A 19,914-nucleotide genomic window follows, 5' to 3' on the forward strand; every position below is an offset into this window, starting at 1 on the left:
ACTGCGCAGCGCCCGCCCCCGGCTCCTCGGCTAGGGTGATTCGGTAGGGATTGCGCCCCCCGGGGCCGGGCCGATGCGTAGGTCGATGCGTGGAGACTCATCAGTCGTCGAGCAGGGTCCCGCAGCCGCCCCGTGCGGCCGTCGGGGACGCGGGTGTGCTCCGCGAGCTGCTGCCGATCGCCCTCTGGCGGGAGGACGCCGAGGGCCGCATCGTCGAGTGGTCGCTCGCCGCGCAGGACCTCCTCGGCCACCGGCCGGAACACGTCCTCGGAAGGCTCGCGACCCCGCTCCTCGTCCCCGACGCCAACCGCGAACTCGCCGCCCGGCTCACCGACCGCGTCCAGTCGGGCGAGACCATGGTCGGCACGCTGCCCGTCCGGCACCGCGACGGCCACGCGGTCACCATGGAGATGTGGATCGTCCCGGCCGCCGACCCGGAGGGACGTCCGGGGGCGATGCTCATCGCGGTGGAGACCTCAGAGGTCCTGCGGATGCGGGAGAACCTGGCGGCGATGGAGAGCCTCTTCACCCAGTCGCCCATAGGGCTCGCCCTGCTCGGCCCCGACCTCCGCTTCCTGCGCGTCAACGACGCCCTGGCGCGGATGAACGGCGTGCCGGCCGCCCGGCACGTGGGCCGCCGGCTCACCGAGGTCGTGCCCGACGTCAACGCCGCCGGGCTCGAATCGCTCATGCTCCAGGCCATGGAGAGCGGCACGGCCGTGGTGGACGCCCGCCGGGTCGGACGTACCCCCGCCGACCCCGACCGGGACCACATCTGGTCCTGCTCGTACGCCCCGCTCGTCGACCGCACCGAACGACGGCCGCTCGGGCTCATCGCCTCCCTCGTCGACATCACCGAGAGCCAGGAGGCGCACATCGAGGTCGAGCGCGCCCGCCAGCGCTTCGCCCTGCTCGCCGAGGCCGGCGCCCGGATCGGCACCACCCTGGACCTGAACCAGACCGCCCAGGAGGTCGTCGACTTCCTCGTGCCCCAGCTGGCCGACTCCGCCGACGTGCAGATGCTGGAGTCCGTCCTCGAACCCGACGACCCGGCCGACTCCACCCGGGGCCTGCTGCGGCGGCTCGCTGCCCGCTTCCCCGACCCGACCGCGCCCACGGCGCTCCTCGCCCCTGGCCAGACCTTCCAGATCCCCCTCGACTCCGTGTACGAGAAGGTGGTCGTCCACGGACGGCCCACGAACCTCTACACCTCCGACCTCCCGGCGCTCTTCACCGATCCGCGCACCGAGGCCCTGCGCACCTACCTCGCCACCCGCATCGGCTCGGCCCGGCTCGTCCCCCTGGTGGGCCGGGGCCAGGTGCTCGGGGCGGTCACGGTGACCCGCCTGAAGACCCGCGAGCCCTTCGACGCGCAGGACCGCGTCCTCATCGACGAGGTCGTCGCCCGCGCCGCCCTCAACATCGACAACGCCCGCCTCTACACCACCCAGCGGGAGGCCGCCCTCACCCTGCAGCGCAGCCTCACCAACAACGAGCTCCCCGCCGTCACCGGCCTCGAACTCACCGGCCGCTACCTCCCCGCCAGCTCCCACGACGTCGGCGGCGACTGGTTCGACGTCATCGCGCTGCCCGGCGGCCGGACGGGCCTCGTCATCGGCGACGTCATGGGCCACGGCATCCACGCGGCCGCCGTCATGGGCCAACTGCGCACCGCCGTGAGGACCCTGGCCCGCCACGACATCGCACCGGACCGCATGCTCAGCTCCCTGGACGCCGTCGTGGCCGACCTCGGCGAGGACGAGATGGCGACCTGCGTCTACGCGGTCCACGATCCGGCCACCGGCGGCTGGATCATCGCCCGCGCCGGCCATCCGCCGCCGGCCGTCGCCACCGCGGACGGCACCATCACCTTCCTCGACGGACCGCCGGGGACCCCGCTGGGCACCGGAGCGCACGACTTCGGTACGGAGGAGGTCGTCCTGCCCGGGGGCGGGCTCCTCGTCCTCTACACGGACGGTCTCATCGAGGCCCGCGACCGCGACCTCGACCAGGGCATGCGGCAGCTCGCCGAGGCGCTGCGGCCCCTGGACCGGCCGCTGGACACGCTGTGCGACGACGTCCTCGGACGGCTCCTCGCGGGCTCCGCCCAGGACGACGTGGCCATGCTCCTCGCCCGCACCGTCCGCTGAACCCCGCTACGCGCGGAGCCGGTGCAGATCGCGGAGGAGGGCGATCTCGGCGCCGTGGTGCAGGAGTTCCTGGTTCACCCACCAGACGATCTCCAGGAAGGGGTTCTCCGGGTCGCTGCCGTGCGGGTAGGTGCAGTGGCCCACGGTGTCGAGCGCCTCGTCGTCGACGGACAGCAGCGCCCCGCGCCACGCGGCCGCGGCGGCGTCGAAGGCCGGCAGGGCGGTGGCCACGTCCCCGGCGACGGGGAAGTCGTCACGGGTCAGGCCGCGGCTGCCGTTCGTGTGGTCGGCGCGGAGCGCGAGCATCTCGGAGAGGTGGCTCAGCCGCCAGGCGATCGTCGTGAACGGCGGCGGCGCGGGGTGCGGCGGGGGCGTCGTGTCCCGGCCCCATTCGCCGGCGCCGACCAGGAGGGTCGCGCGCGGCCCCGGACCGTCGGCGTGGCGCCGGACGGACCAGCAGTCGGGCACGGGCTCCCAGAGGTACTCCGCGTCGGTGATCGGACCGACCTCGACGTCCGTCCCGTTGCCGCTGTCCATGACCGGTCCCGTCAGCCGGTCGGTGAGCCGTCGCCGGGCGAAGTCGAACTGGTCGAGGAGGGGGACGAGCCGCTGGGGCAGGGGCACGGGGCGCTCCGGATCACACGGGGACGGGACCGTCGCACCTTGCCACAGGAGTCCGCCCGGCGCCCGTGAATATCCCTGCCGGGCGCCTGCGGCCATCCCTGCCGGGCGCCTGCGGACATCCCTGCCGGGCGCCCGCGGCCATCCCTGCGGATCCCGGCGGTCGGGGCTCAGGACCGGTCGATGTGCACGCTGGTCGACTTCACGCGGGCGGTGGCCTGCATGCCGACCTCGAGGCCCAGCTCCTCCACCGCCTCGCGGGTGAGCAGCGAGACGATCCGGTGCGGACCGGCCTGGATCTCGACCTGGGCGGCGACGTCGCCGAGCTTGACGGAGGTCACGATCCCGGGGAAGGCGTTGCGGGCCGAGGTGTACGGCTCCCCCTCGTCGCCGGCGGGGCCCTGCCCGACCTCGACGGAGAAGGCGGCCAGATCGCGGCCGTCGATGAGCCGCCGGCCGTTCTCGTCGCGGTGGGTCGTGACCCGGCCCGCGTCGGCCCAGCGGCGTGCCGTGTCGGGGCTGACGCCCAGCAGGCGTGCCGCCTGGCCGATGGTGTAGGACTGCATGCCGGCCACGCTAGGCCGTACGGAATCCCCCCTGCAAGGCGGTCGGGGGCCTGCTCGCGCCGGCTGCCGGCCCCCGGGACCGACCGGCCGGACGGAGCGGTGGCTCAGACCGCGCCCGAGCGCCGCCCGACCGCCTCGACCAGTGGCAGCAGCCGGTGCGCCACCCGCTCCCGCAGCGCGATCTCGGTACGGGTGCGGACCACCCCGGGCAGCTGGATCAGCCGTTGGATGACGTCCTCCAGATGCCCGGCGTCCCGCGCCACCACTCGGGTCAGGAGATCACCGCCTCCGGTGATGGAGAAGGCCTCCACGATCTCCGGCACGCCCGCGAGCGCGTCGCCGACCTCGTCCAGGTGACCCTGCGTCACCTCGACGTGCACGAAGGCGAGCACCGGGTGCCCCAGCGCGGCGGGGGAGAGGACGGGTCCGGTCGCCATGATCACCCCGTCCCGCTCCAGGCGGTCGATCCTCGCCTGCACGGTGCCGCGCGCCACCCCCAGGATCCGCGCGTACTCGCGCACGCTGGTCCTCGGCTGCTCGATGAGCAGCCGCAGGATCCGCGTGTCGAGCTCGTCCACCGCCATGCTCCGTCAGCCTCCTTCACCCGGCTCGTCCGGTTTTCGACTGTACCCACGCCCCCCGGGGGCGCCGCGCCCACGGGTCGTGCACCTGGCGACGGCCCGGCCCCCGCACGCGGTGGGCTCGGACTCCTTCCGGCTCCTGGCCCACGTGCGGCGGGCCGCGGTCGTGCTCGACGGCCCGCCCCGCGGGACCGCCCGCGCGGACCCCGGCCCGGGGCTCTGCGTCGAGCCGCGCGTGGACGTGGGGGACCGCGTGGACGCGGGGGGCCGCGTGGGCGTGGGGGAGGGCCCCGCCGGACGACGGAACTCCCTCCCGCTCCGTTCGCGAGGCGGCGCGATCTGGGAGAGGCTCGTCGGAACCGGCTGAGGCGCGGCCGGGCCCTTCCGGCGGGAGCGACGACGAGTGGACACGGACGGCGGGCAGGATCCGGCGGGCACGCCCCCGCCCGGGGCGGCCGAGCCCTGGAGCGCGGAGACCGCCTGGGACGACGCCGTCCTCGACGCGGTGTTCACCCAGTCCGACATCGGGCTCCACGTGCTCGACACGGACCTGCGCGTCGTCCGGGTGAACCCCGTCGCCGCCGGACTCCAGGGCATCCCCGCCGACCGCGTGCTCGGCATGCCCGCCGTCGAGGCGTACGCCGCGTTCGCCGGCGTGCACGCCGACGAGGGCATCCTGCGCGAGGTGCTCGAGACGGGCCGCTCCACGACCGAGCGGCTCGTCACCGGTCACCCGCCCGGCGCCGAACACGCCGAACGCGTCTACTCGGCCTCCGTCCACCGCCTCCAGGACGACGCCGGCCGGGTGCTCGGCGTGGTCGTGACCACCACCGACGTCACCGACCGCGAGCAGGCCCACGCCCGCCTGCGGCTCCTGCACGAGGCGCACGAGCGGATCGGCACCGGCCTCGACGTGGAGCGCACCGCGCGGGAGCTCGTCGACGTGACCGTGCCGGCGTTCGCCGACTCCGTCGTGGTCGCCCTCACCGACGCCGTCCTCCGGGGGCAGGACCCGGCCCTCCAGTCGCGGGACGCGGTCCCGCTGCTGCGCTGCACGGCCACCGGTGGCACGGGGGCCGGGCCGGCGTGCCCCCCGGCCGGTGCCGTGCTGCTGCCGGGGATCTTCGGGGACGGGGAGCCGACGCCCGCCCGTCCCCTCCCTCCGGCGGCGACGAGCGACGAGCGGGCGACGCGTCTCGTGGTGCCGCTGACCGTACGCGGGCAGATCTTCGGCGCGGTCGCCTTCCAGCGCCGCGTCGACGCGGCGCCGTACGGCCCCGAGGACCGCGCCCTCGCCGACGCCCTCGCGTCCCGTACCGCGAACTGTCTGGAGAACGCGCTCCGGTACACCCGTGAGCACATCGTCATGACCGCCCTGCAGAGCTGGCCGCCGCCCAAGGAGGAGGCCACCCAGAGGGCCGTCGACGTGGCCGGTCGGCACCGGCCCGGCGGCAGCGGCGCCGGGTCCTGGTGCGACGTGATCCCCCTGCCGGGTGCGCGCGTGGCCCTCGTCGTGGGGCAGGTGGAGTCCCCGGGGCCGGGTGCCGTCGCCACCATGAGCCGTCTGCGGACCGCCGTCCACAGCCTGACCACGCTCGACCTCGACCCGCACGAACTGCTCGCCCGCCTCCACGCGACCACCCTCAGACTCGCCGCGGAGGGCCTCGTGTCGGAGGGCCTCGTGGCCGAGGGCCTCGCCGTGGAGGGCCCGCTCGGGGAGGGCATGCTCGGGGAGGGCGGGACGGCGCCCGTCGGCATGCCCTTCGCTCAGCCTCCCGACGCCCACCCCACCGCCGGCTGCACGATCGCCGTCCACGACCCCGTCGACGGGCGCCTCGACATCGCGCGGGCCGGCGCCTCCCTGCTCGTCGTCGTCCACCCCGACGGGACGGCGGACACCCGGCCGCTCGACGACGGGCCCCTGCTGGGCGCCGAGGGCCCGCCGTTCGCCTGCGCGACGCTCCACCTCCCTGAGGGCAGCACCCTCTGTCTGGCGTCCGGCGGCGAGGAGCCGCGTACGGAGGACCTCATGGCCGCCCTCGCCCACCCGGAACGCGACCCGGAGGCGATGGCCGACGACGTGGAGCGGCTCCTCGCCCCCGACCGGGTCCTGCTCGTCGCCCGCACCCGCCACCTGCCGCCGGACGGACTCGCGCAGTGGGAGATCCCCTACGACCTGTCCGCGGTGGGGACGGCGCGGGCCCACGTCGAGGACCGGCTCCGGCGGTGGAACCACCCCGCCGACCCGTTCGCGGTGACGCTCGTCGCCAGCGAACTCGTCACCAACGCCCTCCGCCACGGCGCCGCCCCGGTCGTCCTCCGCCTCATCGCCGACGGCCCGTCCCTGACCTGCGAGGTGAGCGACGCCGGACAGGCCGCGCCCCACCTCCGCCACGCCAAAGCCGTCGACGAGGGCGGCCGCGGCCTCGTGATCTGCGCCTCCCTCGCGGACAACTGGGGCGTGCGCTACACCGACGGCGGCAAGACCGTCTGGGCCGAACTGAGCGGGGACGACGTCTAGGCCGGGTTCCCGACTCCCGCAGGCCCTGTACGTCCTGTGGGGCACGGAGGCACGGGGGCGGCCTGCGCGCGGGCGTGGGCCAATGGCTCCGTCCGGTCAGCTCTCGCGCCGTACGGCCGGACCAATGGCTCACCCTTTCGTCCGTCGGTTGAGCCGCTGTACCCCTCTCGGTCTATCCTTGTAGCCATCACACATCTTCGGCGCCGCAGCGCCGTCCGGCGACGAGGCCGGACCGGCCCGCGGTGCTTTCGTCGTGTCCGGGCCCCCACCACCCCAGGGGAGTCCCGCGCGCGGTGAGGGACAGATCAAGGGGGGCGGAATTGGCCGCCGTGCAGAAGTACTTCCTGGCCCCGGACCCGGGGCTCGTCCGGCTCCGGATCTCGCTCCGTGCCGTCCTCGGCGTCGCGCTCGCGGTCGCCCTGGCCGAGCTGTGCGGTCTGTCCCTCATCGCCTCCATCACCGCCGGCCTCGCCGCGCTGCTCGCCCTCTTCACGGTCGCCGACCCCTCGGTGCGCCGTCAGGCCGTCACCACCGCCCTGCTGCCGGCGGCCGGCTTCCCCGTGCTGGCCCTCGCGACCCTCCTGCACGGCGTGCCGCTCCTGCGCGACGCGACCTGGCTGCTCGTGATCTTCGCCGGCGTCTACGCGCGCCGCTGGGGACCGCGCGGGCACGCGCTCGGCATCTTCGCCTTCATGCAGTTCTTCGTGACCCAGTTCCTGCACGCCCTGCCCGCCCAGCTCCCCGAGCTGTACGCGGCCACCGGCATCGCCCTGGGCGCGGCCGCGACCGTGCGCTTCGTGCTGTGGCCCATCGAGCGCCGGGTCCCGCCGCCGGCCGTGCCCCCCGCCCTGCCCGGGACGGGGCTCGCCCGGGCCACCACCCGTCAGGCCGTCCAGGTCTCCGTCGCCTCGGGGGCGGCCCTCGTCATCGGACAGTTCCTCTCGGAGGAGCGCTGGTACTGGGCCGTCGGCACCGTCTGGTGGATCTTCGTCAACACGGCCTCGCGGGGCGAGACGCTCGTACGGGGCTTCCGCCGCGTCCTCGGCACGGTCACCGGCATCGCCGCCGGGTTCCTCGTCGCCGTCCCGCTGGGGGGCGCGCCCGTCGTCACCGCCCTGCTGGTCGCCCTGTGCGTGTTCGGGATCTTCTACACCGCCGCCGTCTCGTACAGCTGGATGATCCTGGCGGTCACCGTCATGGCCAGCCTGCTCTACGGACTGCTGGGGGTGCTGGACGGCGCGCTGCTCCTCCTGCGCGTGACCGAGACCTGCGTCGGGGCCGCGTGCGCCGGCCTCGCCGTGACGCTGGTCCTTCCCGTCCGCACGCACACGACGAACGACGCGTGGATCCAGCGGGCGCTCCTCTGCGTCCGGGCCGCCACCTCGGCGTCCGTTCGCCGCCTCGCCGGCGAGGAGGCCGCCGACCCGACGCCGCACGCCGCCGAGCTGGAGGCGCTCCTCGGGCGCGTGCGGCTCTCGCTGGCTCCGCTGGTGCATCCGCTGGCCCCGTTCAGGGGGAGGAAGCAGCGCGCGCGCCGGGTCCTCGCGCTTCTCGACGAAGCGGCCGGAGAGGTGCGGGGGCTGGTCGCCGTCGCCGCCGACCCGGACGCCGGTCACGACGCTCGCCTGGCCGCCGCCTGCTGGCGGGTCGAAGCCGCCGTGGAGGCCCTCACCTCTCGTGAAGGGGCCGCGGTGGAGCCGGAGGGTCACCTCCGGGTCGAGAGCCAGGCCCACGCGGGTGCGCCGGCTCTCGCCCACGCGAGCGGGCTCGCCCGCGTGCTCACGGAGCTGGACGCTCCGCTGCGGACCCAGCCGGGTGCGTGGACGCTGCGTTCCTGACGCTCCGGGTTCCCGCCGTCTCCGAGTCGTGAGGCCCGGACCCACCCTTTTGGTCTAGACCGCCTGCTACCGTCGGCCCGACGAGACGAGGGCCGGTCGACCGCGACCGGCCCGGGGACAGGGGAGGCGCCGTGGGCGGCACAGGGACGGTCCGAGGCCGGAGCGGGATACGGGCGTACATCGGCTCCTTCACCACGGCGGGCGGCCGCGGCGTCCTCGCCGCCGACGTGGACGAGGAGACCGGCGCGCTGACCGTCACCGGCGGCAGCGACGCCGTCGCCGACCCCTCCTTCCTCGCCCTCGCCGGGTCCGTGCTCCACGCCGTGTCCGAGACCGAGGCGGGCGCCGTCGCCGCCTTCGACGTCACGGGGCCCGTGCCCCGGCCGCTCGGCGCCCCCGTCCCCGTCGACGGCGCGGGCCCCACCCATCTGGCGCTCGCCGCCGGACACCTCCTCACCGCCAACTACACCTCGGGCAGCGTCACCGCCCTGCCCCTGGCCGGGGACGGCACCGCCCGCCCCGCCACGGCGGTCCTGCGGCACGAGGGAAGCGGCCCCGTCGCCGACCGTCAGAGCCGCCCGCACGCGCACCAGGTGCTCCCCGACCCCGGCGGCCGCTGGGTCGTCAGCGTGGACCTCGGGACCGACTCCGTACGGATCTGCGCGCTCGACCCCGCGACCGGGGAGCTCGTCCTCCACGGCGAGACCGTGCTGCGCCCCGGCACCGGGCCGCGCCACCTCGCCTTCCACCCGGCCGGCACGCACGCGTACGTCCTGAACGAGCTGGAGCCCACCCTCACGGTCTGCCGCTGGGACGCCGTGGAGGGCGTGCTCGAACCGCTCGCCGAGACCCCCGTCGTCCCCGAGGGCACCGCCGGGCCCTGCTATCCCTCCGAGGTGGTCGTCGCCCCCGACGGCCGCTTCCTCTGGGCCGCCGTGCGCGGCGCCGACGCCCTCGCCGTGCTCGCCCTCGGGGCGGGCGGCGCCGAGGCCGTTCTCGTCGCCACCGTGCCCTGCGGCGGCACCTGGCCCCGCGACCTGACCCTCGATCCCTCCGGGCGGCGGCTGTACGCGGCGAACGAGCGGTCCGGGGACGTCACCTGGTTCACCCTCGACCCGGAGACCGGGATCCCGTCGCGCGCCGGCGCGATCGAGGCCCCCGCGGCCTCCTGCGTCGTCCTCGGCTGAGGCCCGGAGCCCGCCGGACACGACGAAGGGCCCGCACCGGACGAATCCGGAGCGGGCCCTTCCGTACGTCACGGGGCCGGGTGTCCCAGAGGGCGGGCCTCAGAGCGACGGGGCGCCCTGCGGCTGCTGCGGCGCGATGCCCAGCGCGGCCGTGTACTGCGAGAGCACCAGCTTGCCGATGGCCGGGTAGGCGCCCAGCGGTTCGGCGGCGGCGCACCCTGCCTCCTTCGACGCCTCGTCGAGGAGACCGTCGGCCAGCTCGGGGCCGATCAGGTACGGGGCGAGGGCCAGCTGCTCCGCGCCGGCGGCGCGCAGCTGCTCGGCCACGGAGGCGATGGAACCCTCCTGGTCGAGGGCGGCGGCCATCACCGGGACGGCGAGGCGCGCGGCGAGCAGCATGCCGGTGATCCCGGCGGCCTGCACGGCCTCCTCGCCGCCGACCGTGGCCAGGATGATGCCGTCGGCGGCCGTCGCGACCGTGAACAGCCGGGCGCGGTCGGCGCGGGCCAGGCCGGCCTCGGAGAGACGCACGTGCAGGGCCTCGGCGAGCAGCGGGTGCGGTCCGAGGACGTCGGTCAGCTCGGCGGTGTTGCCGGCGTCCATCAGGGCCTGGCGCACCTGGCGCATCTGGGCGCTGTCCGGGCCCGCGAGCAGCGGGACGACGACCGCGGCGGGGCCCGTCGGGGCGGTGACCTCACGGCCGGCGGCCAGGGCCAGCTCGTACCGCTCGCCGCGGAGCGCGGCGGCCGCCGTGAGGACGGAGGCGAGCGAGGGGAACTCGGCGTCGTCACCCTCCAGGAAGCCGATCGCGGCCTCCAGGCCGGGCAGCTCGGAGCGGGCGATGCTCACGACCTCCTCGGCAAGCGCGCGTATGGCGTCGGACGGCGTGCCGGGCACGGCGAGAACCAGTGCGGGAGCGCCCTCGGGCGCCGCCGCGGGTTCGGGGCGACGGTGCCGCCCGGACTGGCGGGGTCGAGGCATTCGTACAGGCAGGCCGGAAGCAGGCCCAGTGGGGGAGCTCATGGCGCCGCATGCTACTGGTTTCGCCCGCCGCGCCGTTGGCTGAGGTGCGGTCACGTGCCTTCCGTCCCCCTATGTCCGCTCTCGGCCCCGGCTTCCGTTCCGCCACCCTTTCGCGCCCGCCCCGGTTCCGGCTCCGCCTCCTTCCCTCCGTCGTCCCGTCCGGGCCTTCTCCCGTTCCCGCGCACCGCGTTCGAGCTGGGCGGGCGGCCTCGCCTACGCCGCTCCGGCGCCGAACAGACGGAGCAGCGACGGGTCTTCCGGCAGGCGCAGGGTGCCGGTGGCGAGCGCGGAGGCGAGGGTGACCGCCCCGGCGAGCGGGTCTCCCGCCGCCTCCACCGTCCGGGCCCCCGGCAGCAGCTCCCCCAGGGCGGACCGGAACGGCGCGAGCAGGGGCTCGCCCATCTTGAAGAGCCCGCCGGTGAGGGCCACCGGGGCGCCCGGCTCCGCCGGGCACGCGGCCTCGGCGGCCTCGGCGATGTGGGCGCCGGCCCGCGCGAGGATGCCGGCCGCCACGGGGTCGGTCGCGGCGCAGCGCCCCACCTCGGGGGCGAAGGAGGCGAGTACGGCGGGGCGGTCCGTACGCGGGTAGAGCAGGCCCGGCAGTCCGGCTGCCGGCCCGAAGAGCTTCTCGGCCCGGGTCAGGAGCGGTCTCGAACCCCCGCGCCGTCCGTCGTGCGCGCGCATCGCCGCCTCCAGGCCCGCCCGGCCGATCCAGGCGCCGCTGCCGCAGTCGCCGAGGAGGTGCCCCCAGCCGTCCGCCCGGCGCCAGGCCGTCAGGTCCGTGCCGAGCGCGATCAGGCCCGTGCCGCCCGCGACGACGGCGCCCGGCCGCTGTCCGAGCGCCCCGGCATAGGCGGTGACCGCGTCGGCCGCGAGCGCGAGACGGCGTACGCCCCAGGCCTCCTCGAAGGCGCGCGGCAGTTCGGCCCGCAGCTCGTCGCCGAGGGTCGCCATCCCGGCGGCGCCCACGGCCGCGGCGACGACCGGCCGCGCACCGGACCGCTCCCGCAGGGCGGTGACGGCGGGCAGGACCTGCTCCAGGAAGTGCGCGGCGGAGATCCCGCCCGGTCCCGTCCGCACCGGCTCCCGGGAGGAGACGGTCTCCAGGAGGGTGCCGCTCGCGGCTTCGGCCAGCGCGACGCGGAGCCCCGAACCGCCGGAGTCGACACCGACGACCAGGGCCCCGGCGGCCTCCTGCGCGGAGGGAACGGGAAGTACGGAGTCCACGGGATCCACGGAGACCACGGTGCACCATCCTGGGAGGCGTGAGCGGCGGCGGGCGGAGGTCCGGGCCGGACCCGGCTGTCACTGTAGGCCGGTAGAGTGACGGACCGTGACAGCGCGACCCTTGAACGAACTGGTGGAGCCCGGCTGGGCGGAGGCCCTGAGCCCCGTCGCGGGACGTGTCGCCGCGATGGGCGACTTCCTGCGCGCGGAGATCGCCGCGGGCCGGACGTACCTGCCCTCCGGGCCGGACGTGCTGCGGGCCTTCCAGCAGTCCTTCGACGAGGTGCGGGTCCTGATCGTGGGTCAGGACCCTTACCACACCCCGGGGATGCCGATGGGGCTCAGCTTCTCGGTCGCGCCCGAGGTCCGTCGGCTGCCGCCCAGCCTGGAGAACATCTTCCGGGAGCTGCACACCGACCTCGGTCTGCCCCGGCCGTCGAACGGCGATCTGACCCCGTGGACCCGCCAGGGCGTCCTCCTGCTCAACAGGGCGCTGACGACGGCCCCGCGCAAGGCGGGCGCCCACCGGGGCAAGGGCTGGGAAGAGGTCACGGAGCAGGCCATCCGCGCGCTGGCGGCCCGGGGCAAGCCCCTGGTGTCGATCCTCTGGGGGAGCGACGCCCGCAGGGCCCGCCCGCTCCTGGGGAACCTGCCGGTGATCGAGTCCGCGCATCCGTCCCCGATGTCGGCGGACCGGGGCTTCTTCGGTTCCCGTCCGTTCAGCCGGGCGAACGAGATGCTCGTCGGCATGGGCGCCGAGCCGGTGGACTGGCGCCTGCCCTGAGCCCGGAGGGGCGCCGGTGCGGTGCCCGGCGCCCCTGTCGGCGGGTCAGGCTCGCTGGGGGTAGAAGGTCTGGTTGGAGTCCTGCCGGTAGCTGCAGTCCCACAGCCGGGCCGGGGCGCCGTTGTCGGTCCGCCAGTCGGCGATCTCCAGGCACTTGCCGGCGGCGTAGTCGTAGTCCGGGTAGATCATGCCCGAGTTGCCGTACCAGGTCTGGTTGGCGCCGTAGTGGCAGCTCCACTGGTCGGCCACGGCGCCGTTGTGGGTGCCCCAGTCGCGGATCTCCAGGCACTTGCCGCTGTTCAGGTTGATGTACCAGTACGGGCCCCTGGAAGAGCCGGGGGCGGAGTACCGCGCCCACTTCTGGTTGTCCCCGCCGGTGCAGTCCCACTGGCGGACGGCCGCGCCGTCGTTCTTGCTCCAGTCGGCTACCTCCAGGCACTTGCCGGAGGTGTGCAGGGGCCGGAGCTCGAAGACGCCCTCCAGGGCGAGGTCCTGGGCCTGGGCCGGGGCGGCGGTGACGCCGAAGACGAGGCCGAGGGCGGCGGCGAGCACGAGCAGGCCGCGGCGGGCGTGGGCGAAGAGGCTGGGCTTCATGGTCCTCTGCAATCGGGGAGGCCCCGGCCGACGGCCGGGAGAGCGGCCCCATGATCGCATGTCCGTGCGAACGAACTCCCCTCTCTGCGGGGCCGTTTGACCCGGACCGGCGGAACCCGGGATTCCGTCAGATCGCGGCCGCCCGCACGCACAGCACGTCCGGCAGGTGCTCCGCCAGGAGCTGCCAGCTGTCCCCGTCGTCGGCGCTCGCGTACACCTCGCCGTTCCGGTTGCCGAAGTAGACGCCCGCCGGGTCCGCGTCGTCCGTGCACAGCGCGTCCCGCAGCACCGTGCCGTAGTGGTCGCCCTCGGGCAGTCCCCGGCTCAGGGGCTCCCAGGTCCCGCCCGCGTCCGTCGTGCGGTAGACGCGGCAGCGGCGGCCCGCCGGGACCCGGTCGGAGTCGGCGGTGATCGGGAAGACGTAGGCGGTGTCGGGGCGGTGCGGGTGCGCGGCGACCGCGAAGCCGAAGTCGGAGGGGAGGCCCGAGCCGATGTCGGTCCAGCTCGCGCCCGCGTCGTCGCTGCGGAAGACCCCCCAGTGGTTCTGGAGGTAGAGCCGGTCCTTGTCGCCCGCGTCCTGGGCGATCTTGTGGACGCACTGCCCGAACTCGGGGTTCGGATCGGGCAGGAAGACGGCGGACACCCCGCGGTTGGAGGGCGCCCACGCGGCCCCGCCGTCCCGCGAGCGGAACACCCCCGCCGTCGACACCGCGACCGTCAGCGCCTCCGGGTCGCGCGGGTCGGTGACGACGGTGTGCACGGCCTCGCCCCCTCCGCCGGGCACCCATTCCGAGCGGGTCGGATGCTCCCAGAGCGGGCGGACGAGCTCGAAGGACTCGCCGCCGTCCGCCGACCGGAAGAGCGCGGCCGGCTCGGTCCCCGCGTACACGACGCCGGGGGAGTGCTCCGGCGCCGGGTGCAGCTGCCAGACCCGCTCCAGGGAGGCTCCCGTGTCCTCGGGGAACCTCACCGCGGGGCGGGCCGGTTCGGTCCAGGTCCTGCCGAGGTCGTCGGAGTGGAAGACGGAGGGGCCCCAGTGCGCGCTGTCCCCGCCGGCGAGCAGGCGCGGGGTCGGCCGCCGGGTGTCGATGGCGACCGAGTACACCGCCTGCGCGGGAAAGCCGGGATCGTCGAACTCCCAGCGTCCGTCGTGCCTCCGGCCGATGAAGAGGCCCTTGCGGGTGCCTACGGTGAGGAGTACGTCGGGCATGGCTGCCACCTCCAGGACGCCGTTGTCACTGATACGGGCCAGTCTGCACCCGGCCACCGACAACGCCCCCCGGAGACACTCCCGGCCCGGCCGGCGGTCAGATCGCCCAGGCGTACTGCGGCGGCGCGGGGGTCCGCGCGCCCAGCTCGCGGGCGGCGCGGCGCGGCCAGGAGGCGTCGCGCAGCAGCTCGCGGCCGAGGAGGACCGCGTCGGCCTCGCCGGAGGCGAGGATCTTCTCGGCCTGCTCGCTCTCGGTGATCAGGCCGACGGCGGCGACGGGCAGCCCGGTCTCGGCCTTGACGCGGGCGGCGAAGGGCACCTGGTAGCCGGGGCCCACCGGGATCTCGGCCGGTCCGCCGTTGCCGCCGCTGGAGACGTCGAGGAGGTCGACGCCGTGCTCGCGCAGCAGGGCGGCGAAGCGCACGGTCTCGTCGACCGTCCAGCCCCGCTCCTCCAGCCAGTCGGTGGCGGAGATCCGGAAGAGGAGGGGCAGTTCCTCGGGCCAGACGGCGCGCACGGCGTCGACGACCTCCAGGGCGAGGCGGGTGCGGTTCTCGAACGAGCCGCCGTAGGCGTCCGTGCGGTGGTTGCTGTGCGGGGAGAGGAACTCCCCGATGAGGTAGCCGTGCGCGCCGTGGATCTCCAGGACCTCGAAGCCGGCCGCCAGGGCCCGCCGGGCCGCGTCCGCGAACTGTCCGGTGATCTCCCGGACGTGCTCCACGGTCAGCTCGGTCGGGACGGGGTAGCCCTCGGCGAACTCGACCGGGCTGGGGCCGACGGGCTGCCAGCCCTCGCCCGGCCAGACCGGACCGCGGCCCACCCAGGGGCGGTCGGTGGAGGCCTTGCGTCCGGCGTGCCCGATCTGGATGCCGGGCACGGTGCCGTGCTCCTTGAGGAATCCGGAGATGCGCCGCAGTCCCTCGACCTGGGTGTCGTTCCAGAGGCCGAGGTCGGCCGGGCTGATGCGGCCCTCGGGGGAGACGGCGGTCGCCTCCACGAGGATCAGTCCGGCGCCGCCGGTGGCGCGGGCCGCGTAGTGGGCGAAGTGCCAGTCGCCGGCGACGCCCGCGTTCGGTCCGCTCGTCTCCGCCGAGTACTGGCACATGGGCGCCATCCAGACCCGGTTGGGCACGGTCAGGGAACGCAGGGTGTACGGCTCGAACAGGGCGACGCTCATGACGGACTCCGTTTCGGGATGCCTCGAAGATGCTCGTACGATACTCATCGTAGTACGGCACCTGTCAAACTACGAGGACCCTCGTACAATGGGGCGCATCCCGGATGAAGTGGAGCCGCCGCCATGACGACCACCACCAGCCCGCGCGTCCTCGAACACCCCACGCGCGACCAGATCCGCCTCGAAGAGGTGCTGCACGCCCTCTCGGACGCCGTGCGCCTGCGGATCGTGCGGGACCTGGCGCGCGAGGAGACCGAACTCAGCTGCTCCTACTTCGACCTCCCGGTCACCAAGTCCACGACCACGCACCACTTCCGGGTGCTCCGCGAGAGCGGCGTGATCCAGCAGATGTACCGGGGCACGACCAAGCTCAACTGCCTGCGCAGGACCGACCTCGAAGCCCTCTTCCCCGGCCTCCTCGACTCCGTCCTGGCCGCCGCCGGCGCCCAGGCGGGACGCGAGGGGGAGACCGCCTGACGGCCGGCGCCGGGCGGAACGCGAGAAGGGCGGAACGCGAGGAGGGCGGAACGCGAGGAGGGGGCGGCCGCCGGCCGCCCCCTCCCGCCTCCGGTCGCGCCTACAGGGAGCGCATCCGGTCGATCTCCGAGGTCTGTTGGGCGATCACGTCGTTCGCCATCTCCTCCACCAGGACGTTGTTCCCCTCGCTCAGCACCTCGGCGGCCATCGTCACGGCCCCTTCGTGGTGCGCGATCATCAGCTTCAGGAAGAGCGCGTCGAAGGCCCTGCCCTTCGCGTCCCGCAACTCCTCCAGCTGGGCCTCGGTCGCCATGCCCGGCATCGAGTGGTGGTCGTGGGCGCCCTGCTCGCGCGGACCGCCGTTGTTTTTCAGCCAACCTTCCATCGCGTCGATCTCCGGCCGCTGTGCCGCCGCGATCCGCTCGGCCACCCTCTTCACCTGGGGCGAGGAAGCCCGCCCCGGTGCCAGCGCCGTCATCGTCAGCGCCTGCCGGTGGTGCACGGTCATCATCTGCACGTAGCGGAAGTCCGCGCCGTTCGGGCTCTCGTCGGGGAGCAGTCGCGCGGCCTCCTCGGGGGATATCCGCCGGGCCGGCTCCCCGGGCTTCCCCGGTGCCACCACCGAGGGGCCGGTCGAGGCGCCGGCCCGCGGCGTGCCCTGGTCGGGGGCCGACTCGCAGGCGCCCAGGGCGAGTACGGCGACGGCGGACAGGGCCGCGGCGACGACGGCACGCTGACGGCGGATCAACAACGCGACCTCCAGGGGTTCTTGCGTGGACAGTGACCGTTCCTAGCACTTTTCTCGGGGGGACCGATCAAAAACCTTCATTACGACTGTGTTGCCATCTGTTGAGATGTGCACGCCACGGAAGATACTGCCGGGGTGCAACACCCGTTCAAAGCTGAACGGATACCAGGGAGGACGGAGTGACTTCGTTGCGTACCCCGCGTACCACGTCCGACACGCGTGACCCGCGTGCCCGGTTCAGACGCCTGGGTGTGGCATCCGCCGCCGCCGGGCTGCTGGCCACACTGCTCGCGGCAGGCCCCGCGGCCGCCACCCCCGACCCCGGAGACGCCGGCCCCGCACAGGGCACGGTCTCCTCGCAGCAGGCCGCCGAGGCGCGCTCCGCCATCCGGAGCGGCGAGATACCCGGCGTGGACGAGATCGTCCACAGCCAGAACATCGAACACCTGGCGAACGTCCCCAAGGACGCCCTCAAGGGCCTCAACTCGGACCTCGCCTTCCAGGGCAAGTACGCCTTCGCAGGCAACTACGACGGCTTCCGGATCTTCGACATCAGCGACCCGAAGGCCCCGAAGACCGTCGCGCAGGTCCTGTGCCCGGGCTCCCAGAACGACGTCTCCGTCTCCGGGAACCTCCTCTTCCTCTCCACCGACTCCTCCCGGAGCGACAACTCGTGCGCCAGCACGACGCAGCCCGCCTCGGTGAAGGAATCCTGGGAGGGCATGAAGATCTTCGACATCAGCGACATCGCCAACCCGAAGTACGTCGCCGCCGTCGAGACCGCTTGCGGTTCCCACACCCACACGATCCTGCCCAAGGGCAAGAACGTGTACATCTACGTCTCCTCCTACTCGCCCAACGCGGCCTTCCCGGACTGCCAGCCCCCGCACGACGGCATCTCCGTCATCAAGGTGCCCCGCAAGGCGCCCGAGCAGGCGGCGGTCGTCGGCTTCCCCGTCCTCTTCCCGGGCGAGGGCCCGGACGGCGGCGGCAACCCGGGCGCGCCCACCAACCCGGGCGTCTCCAAGACCACCGGCTGCCACGACATCACCGTGCTCCCGTCGGAGAACCTCGCGGCCGGCGCCTGCATGGGCGACGGCATCCTCTTCGACATCAAGGACCCCGAGCACCCGCGGGTCATCGACCAGGTCCAGGACAACGTCAACTTCGCGTTCTGGCACTCCGCCACCTTCAACCAGAAGGCGAACAAGGTCGTCTTCACCGACGAGCTGGGCGGCGGCGGCGCCGCCACCTGCAACGCCCAGGTCGGCCCCAACCGGGGCGCCGACGGCATCTACGACATCGTCGGCAAGGGCGACCGGCGCAAGCTCGTCTTCCGCAGCTACTTCAAGATCCCGCGCCACCAGGCCGACACCGAGAACTGCGTCGCCCACAACGGCTCGCTGATCCCGGTCAAGGGCAAGGACCTCATGGTCCAGGCCTGGTACCAGGGCGGCGTCTCCGTATGGGACTTCACCGACTCCTCCGCCCCGAAGGAGATCGCCTACTTCGAGCGCGGTCCGCTGTCCGCCACCACCATGGCGACGGGCGGTTCCTGGTCCGCGTACTACTACAACGGCCACATCTACTCGAACGACATCGCGAAGGGCTTCGACGTGCTGAAGCTCTCCGACCGTCGTACGGACCCGGCGAAGCGGATCCGGATGGACCAGCTCAACGTCCAGACCCAGCCGGACTACTTCGACCTCGACGACTGATCGAGGCCGTGACGGCCGGCTGACGGCCTGAGCACCGGCATGCCGCCGGGCGGACCCCCGTCCGGCGGCGTGCCCGCCTCCCAGTCCAGCCCGTACCGCTGGAACAGCTCCGACCGCAGGCGTGCCAGCGGCATCGGAGCCCCCGGCAGCAGCACCGCCACCACCGAGCCCATCAGCAGGGCGCGCAGCAGCGGATAGTCCGTGTCCACGTCCGTGGAGCCGTACCGCGCGATCGTGTCCCGCAGCAGGAACGCCAGGCGCTGCTGCTCCTCGCACTGCACGAACCCCTCGGCCTGCAGGATGCTCGCCATGTGCGTCCGCATCAGCGTGGGCCGGGTCACCGCGAGCCCCAGGATCGCGTCGATCGCGCGTGCCAGCCGCTCGCGGCCGTCCTCCGTGCGCGGCTCCCGCTCCAGCGCCTCCTCCAGCGTGAGGTGCATCAGCCGGTGCACCGCCGCCTGGAGCAGCTGCCGCTTGCCCGCGAAGTAGTACGAGATCAGCCCCCGCGCCGTGCCGGCCCGCTCCGCTATGTCACCGAGCGTGGTCGCCTCGTAGCCGTGGGTGTCGATCAGCTCCACCGTGGCCTGGAGAATCCGCTCGCGCGACCGGCGCCGAAGCTCTTCATTGACCGATGGGCTACGCGGGGACATGCTGGACTCCTGCGTTGACTGGCTGCCGGCCAATATACTCGGCGCATCCCGTCGGCATGTCCGTGTGGCGTACCGCCGGGGATGCCGTCTGTTCTGGGCGACACGGGGGATCGTCCAGAACAGGCGGCTTCATCGTCCTTCTCCCATTCTGCTCCCGCCGCTCCCCGCGCCGCCGTCGCCGCCGGGGGAGGGGCGTGCCGCTCCGCGCCGCTCGCTCCAGCGGTACGTGAGCACCGCCGCGGCCACCCAGCACCAGCCGAGCAGCCAGCCCTCCACGACGTCCGAGGGCCAGTGCACGCCCAGGTAGACCCGCGTCCAGCCGACCCCGAGCACCGAGACGACCGCCGCGCTCGCCAGGGCGCCCCAGCCGCGCCACTCGTCCCGCCAGTGCAGGGCGAGCACCCACAGCAGCAGCCCGCAGGTGACCGTCGCCGTCATCGCGTGGCCCGAGGGGAAGGCGGCGTACCGCGCCGAGTCGAGGGGCTCGCTCCAGTACGGCCGCTCCCGCCCCACCAGCGCCTTGAGGGCCTGCTGGGAGCCGGCGGCCAGCAGGCTCGTCCCCGCCACCCACAGGGCCGCCCGCCGCTCCCGCCGCCACCACAGCACCACCGTGGCGGCCGCGGCCAGGGCACGCATCGTCCACGGGTCCCACACCCAGTCCGTCAGGACGCGGTTGACCTGGACGAAGCCGGGATGGGCGAGGGCGTTGCGGTGGAGGGCCTCGGCGACCGCACGGTCGAAGGAGAGCAGCGGCGGCCACCCCACCGCGACGAGCACGAGCAGGATCAGGGCGAGGACTCCGGAGACCACGGCGGAGGAGCGCATGCGCCGATCCTGCCCGA

General features: G+C 74.2%; 18 protein-coding genes. 7 read left to right on the plus strand and 11 right to left on the minus strand.

What is annotated here, in order from left to right; all coding sequences use genetic code 11:
- Positions 1-89 precede the first annotated feature (89 nt).
- Positions 90-2,150 carry a SpoIIE family protein phosphatase gene (locus ACFYUZ_RS22220; protein WP_389311795.1) on the plus strand — a complete coding sequence of 687 codons (2,061 nt, stop codon included), beginning with the start codon at positions 90-92 and terminating at the stop codon, positions 2,148-2,150.
- A 6-nt stretch (positions 2,151-2,156) separates the two neighbouring features.
- Here the strand turns inward: ACFYUZ_RS22220 and ACFYUZ_RS22225 are convergent, their stop codons facing one another.
- From ACFYUZ_RS22225 to ACFYUZ_RS22235, 3 genes are all read right to left on the minus strand, one after another.
- Positions 2,157-2,774, minus strand: a complete 618-nt coding sequence (locus ACFYUZ_RS22225; RefSeq protein WP_389311797.1) for a DinB family protein — start codon at positions 2,772-2,774, stop codon at positions 2,157-2,159.
- Positions 2,775-2,941: 167 nt separating this feature from the next.
- Positions 2,942-3,337, minus strand: coding sequence for a molybdopterin-binding protein (locus ACFYUZ_RS22230; protein ID WP_389311799.1), 396 nt, complete (start codon positions 3,335-3,337; stop codon positions 2,942-2,944).
- Between the two features lie 104 nt (positions 3,338-3,441).
- Complete coding sequence (locus ACFYUZ_RS22235; RefSeq protein WP_389311801.1) at positions 3,442-3,921, minus strand: Lrp/AsnC family transcriptional regulator; 480 nt, start codon at positions 3,919-3,921, stop codon at positions 3,442-3,444.
- 400 nt (positions 3,922-4,321) lie between these two features.
- Here ACFYUZ_RS22235 and ACFYUZ_RS22240 point away from each other — a divergent pair, with 400 nt between their 5' ends.
- From ACFYUZ_RS22240 to ACFYUZ_RS22250, 3 genes are all read left to right on the plus strand, one after another.
- Positions 4,322-6,439 carry a SpoIIE family protein phosphatase gene (locus ACFYUZ_RS22240; RefSeq protein WP_389311803.1) on the plus strand — a complete coding sequence of 706 codons (2,118 nt, stop codon included), beginning with the start codon at positions 4,322-4,324 and terminating at the stop codon, positions 6,437-6,439.
- Between the two features lie 329 nt (positions 6,440-6,768).
- Positions 6,769-8,277: an FUSC family protein gene (locus ACFYUZ_RS22245; protein WP_389312180.1), complete on the plus strand. Its 1,509-nt coding sequence runs from the start codon at positions 6,769-6,771 to the stop codon at positions 8,275-8,277.
- Between the two features lie 131 nt (positions 8,278-8,408).
- Complete coding sequence (locus ACFYUZ_RS22250) at positions 8,409-9,464, plus strand: lactonase family protein (RefSeq protein ID WP_389311804.1); 1,056 nt, start codon at positions 8,409-8,411, stop codon at positions 9,462-9,464.
- 99 nt (positions 9,465-9,563) lie between these two features.
- Here ACFYUZ_RS22250 and ACFYUZ_RS22255 read toward each other — a convergent pair whose 3' ends face one another.
- Positions 9,564-10,487, minus strand: a complete 924-nt coding sequence (locus ACFYUZ_RS22255; RefSeq protein WP_389311806.1) for a sirohydrochlorin chelatase — start codon at positions 10,485-10,487, stop codon at positions 9,564-9,566.
- Positions 10,488-10,700: 213 nt separating this feature from the next.
- A complete protein-coding gene (locus tag ACFYUZ_RS22260; protein ID WP_389311807.1) occupies positions 10,701-11,732 on the minus strand; it encodes an N-acetylglucosamine kinase in 1,032 nt (343 codons plus the stop codon).
- A gap of 88 nt (positions 11,733-11,820) precedes the next feature.
- On the opposite strand from ACFYUZ_RS22260, the gene ACFYUZ_RS22265 reads away from it, so the two are divergent.
- Positions 11,821-12,498, plus strand: a complete 678-nt coding sequence (locus ACFYUZ_RS22265) for a uracil-DNA glycosylase (RefSeq protein ID WP_389311809.1) — start codon at positions 11,821-11,823, stop codon at positions 12,496-12,498.
- Between the two features lie 45 nt (positions 12,499-12,543).
- Here the strand turns inward: ACFYUZ_RS22265 and ACFYUZ_RS22270 are convergent, their stop codons facing one another.
- From ACFYUZ_RS22270 to ACFYUZ_RS22280, 3 genes are all read right to left on the minus strand, one after another.
- Positions 12,544-13,092 carry an RICIN domain-containing protein gene (locus ACFYUZ_RS22270; RefSeq protein ID WP_389311811.1) on the minus strand — a complete coding sequence of 183 codons (549 nt, stop codon included), beginning with the start codon at positions 13,090-13,092 and terminating at the stop codon, positions 12,544-12,546.
- Between the two features lie 127 nt (positions 13,093-13,219).
- Positions 13,220-14,302 carry a WD40/YVTN/BNR-like repeat-containing protein gene (locus ACFYUZ_RS22275; protein WP_389311813.1) on the minus strand — a complete coding sequence of 361 codons (1,083 nt, stop codon included), beginning with the start codon at positions 14,300-14,302 and terminating at the stop codon, positions 13,220-13,222.
- A 97-nt stretch (positions 14,303-14,399) separates the two neighbouring features.
- A complete protein-coding gene (locus ACFYUZ_RS22280) occupies positions 14,400-15,479 on the minus strand; it encodes an NADH:flavin oxidoreductase/NADH oxidase (RefSeq protein ID WP_389311815.1) in 1,080 nt (359 codons plus the stop codon).
- Between the two features lie 123 nt (positions 15,480-15,602).
- Here ACFYUZ_RS22280 and ACFYUZ_RS22285 point away from each other — a divergent pair, with 123 nt between their 5' ends.
- The gene (locus ACFYUZ_RS22285) at positions 15,603-15,956 is read left to right on the plus strand and encodes an ArsR/SmtB family transcription factor (RefSeq protein WP_389311817.1); all 354 of its coding nucleotides are present in this window, start codon (positions 15,603-15,605) and stop codon (positions 15,954-15,956) included.
- Between the two features lie 100 nt (positions 15,957-16,056).
- Here the strand turns inward: ACFYUZ_RS22285 and ACFYUZ_RS22290 are convergent, their stop codons facing one another.
- Positions 16,057-16,704 carry a DUF305 domain-containing protein gene (locus ACFYUZ_RS22290; RefSeq protein WP_389311819.1) on the minus strand — a complete coding sequence of 216 codons (648 nt, stop codon included), beginning with the start codon at positions 16,702-16,704 and terminating at the stop codon, positions 16,057-16,059.
- Between the two features lie 179 nt (positions 16,705-16,883).
- Between ACFYUZ_RS22290 and ACFYUZ_RS22295 the strand changes: the two genes are divergently transcribed.
- Positions 16,884-18,422: an LVIVD repeat-containing protein gene (locus ACFYUZ_RS22295; protein WP_389311821.1), complete on the plus strand. Its 1,539-nt coding sequence runs from the start codon at positions 16,884-16,886 to the stop codon at positions 18,420-18,422.
- On the opposite strand, the gene ACFYUZ_RS22300 is transcribed toward ACFYUZ_RS22295, so the two are convergent.
- Positions 18,401-19,072 (minus strand): TetR/AcrR family transcriptional regulator, encoded by a 672-nt coding sequence (locus ACFYUZ_RS22300; RefSeq protein WP_389311823.1) that lies wholly within the window; start codon positions 19,070-19,072, stop codon positions 18,401-18,403. The genes ACFYUZ_RS22295 and ACFYUZ_RS22300 overlap by 22 nt on opposite strands.
- A gap of 129 nt (positions 19,073-19,201) precedes the next feature.
- Entirely contained in the window at positions 19,202-19,897 is a 696-nt protein-coding gene (locus ACFYUZ_RS22305) for a phosphatase PAP2 family protein (RefSeq protein WP_389311825.1), read from the minus strand.
- Positions 19,898-19,914: the final 17 nt, after the last annotated feature.

This window comes from Streptomyces sp. NPDC004266 (assembly GCF_042874095.1).
GTDB lineage: Bacteria > Actinomycetota > Actinomycetes > Streptomycetales > Streptomycetaceae > Streptomyces.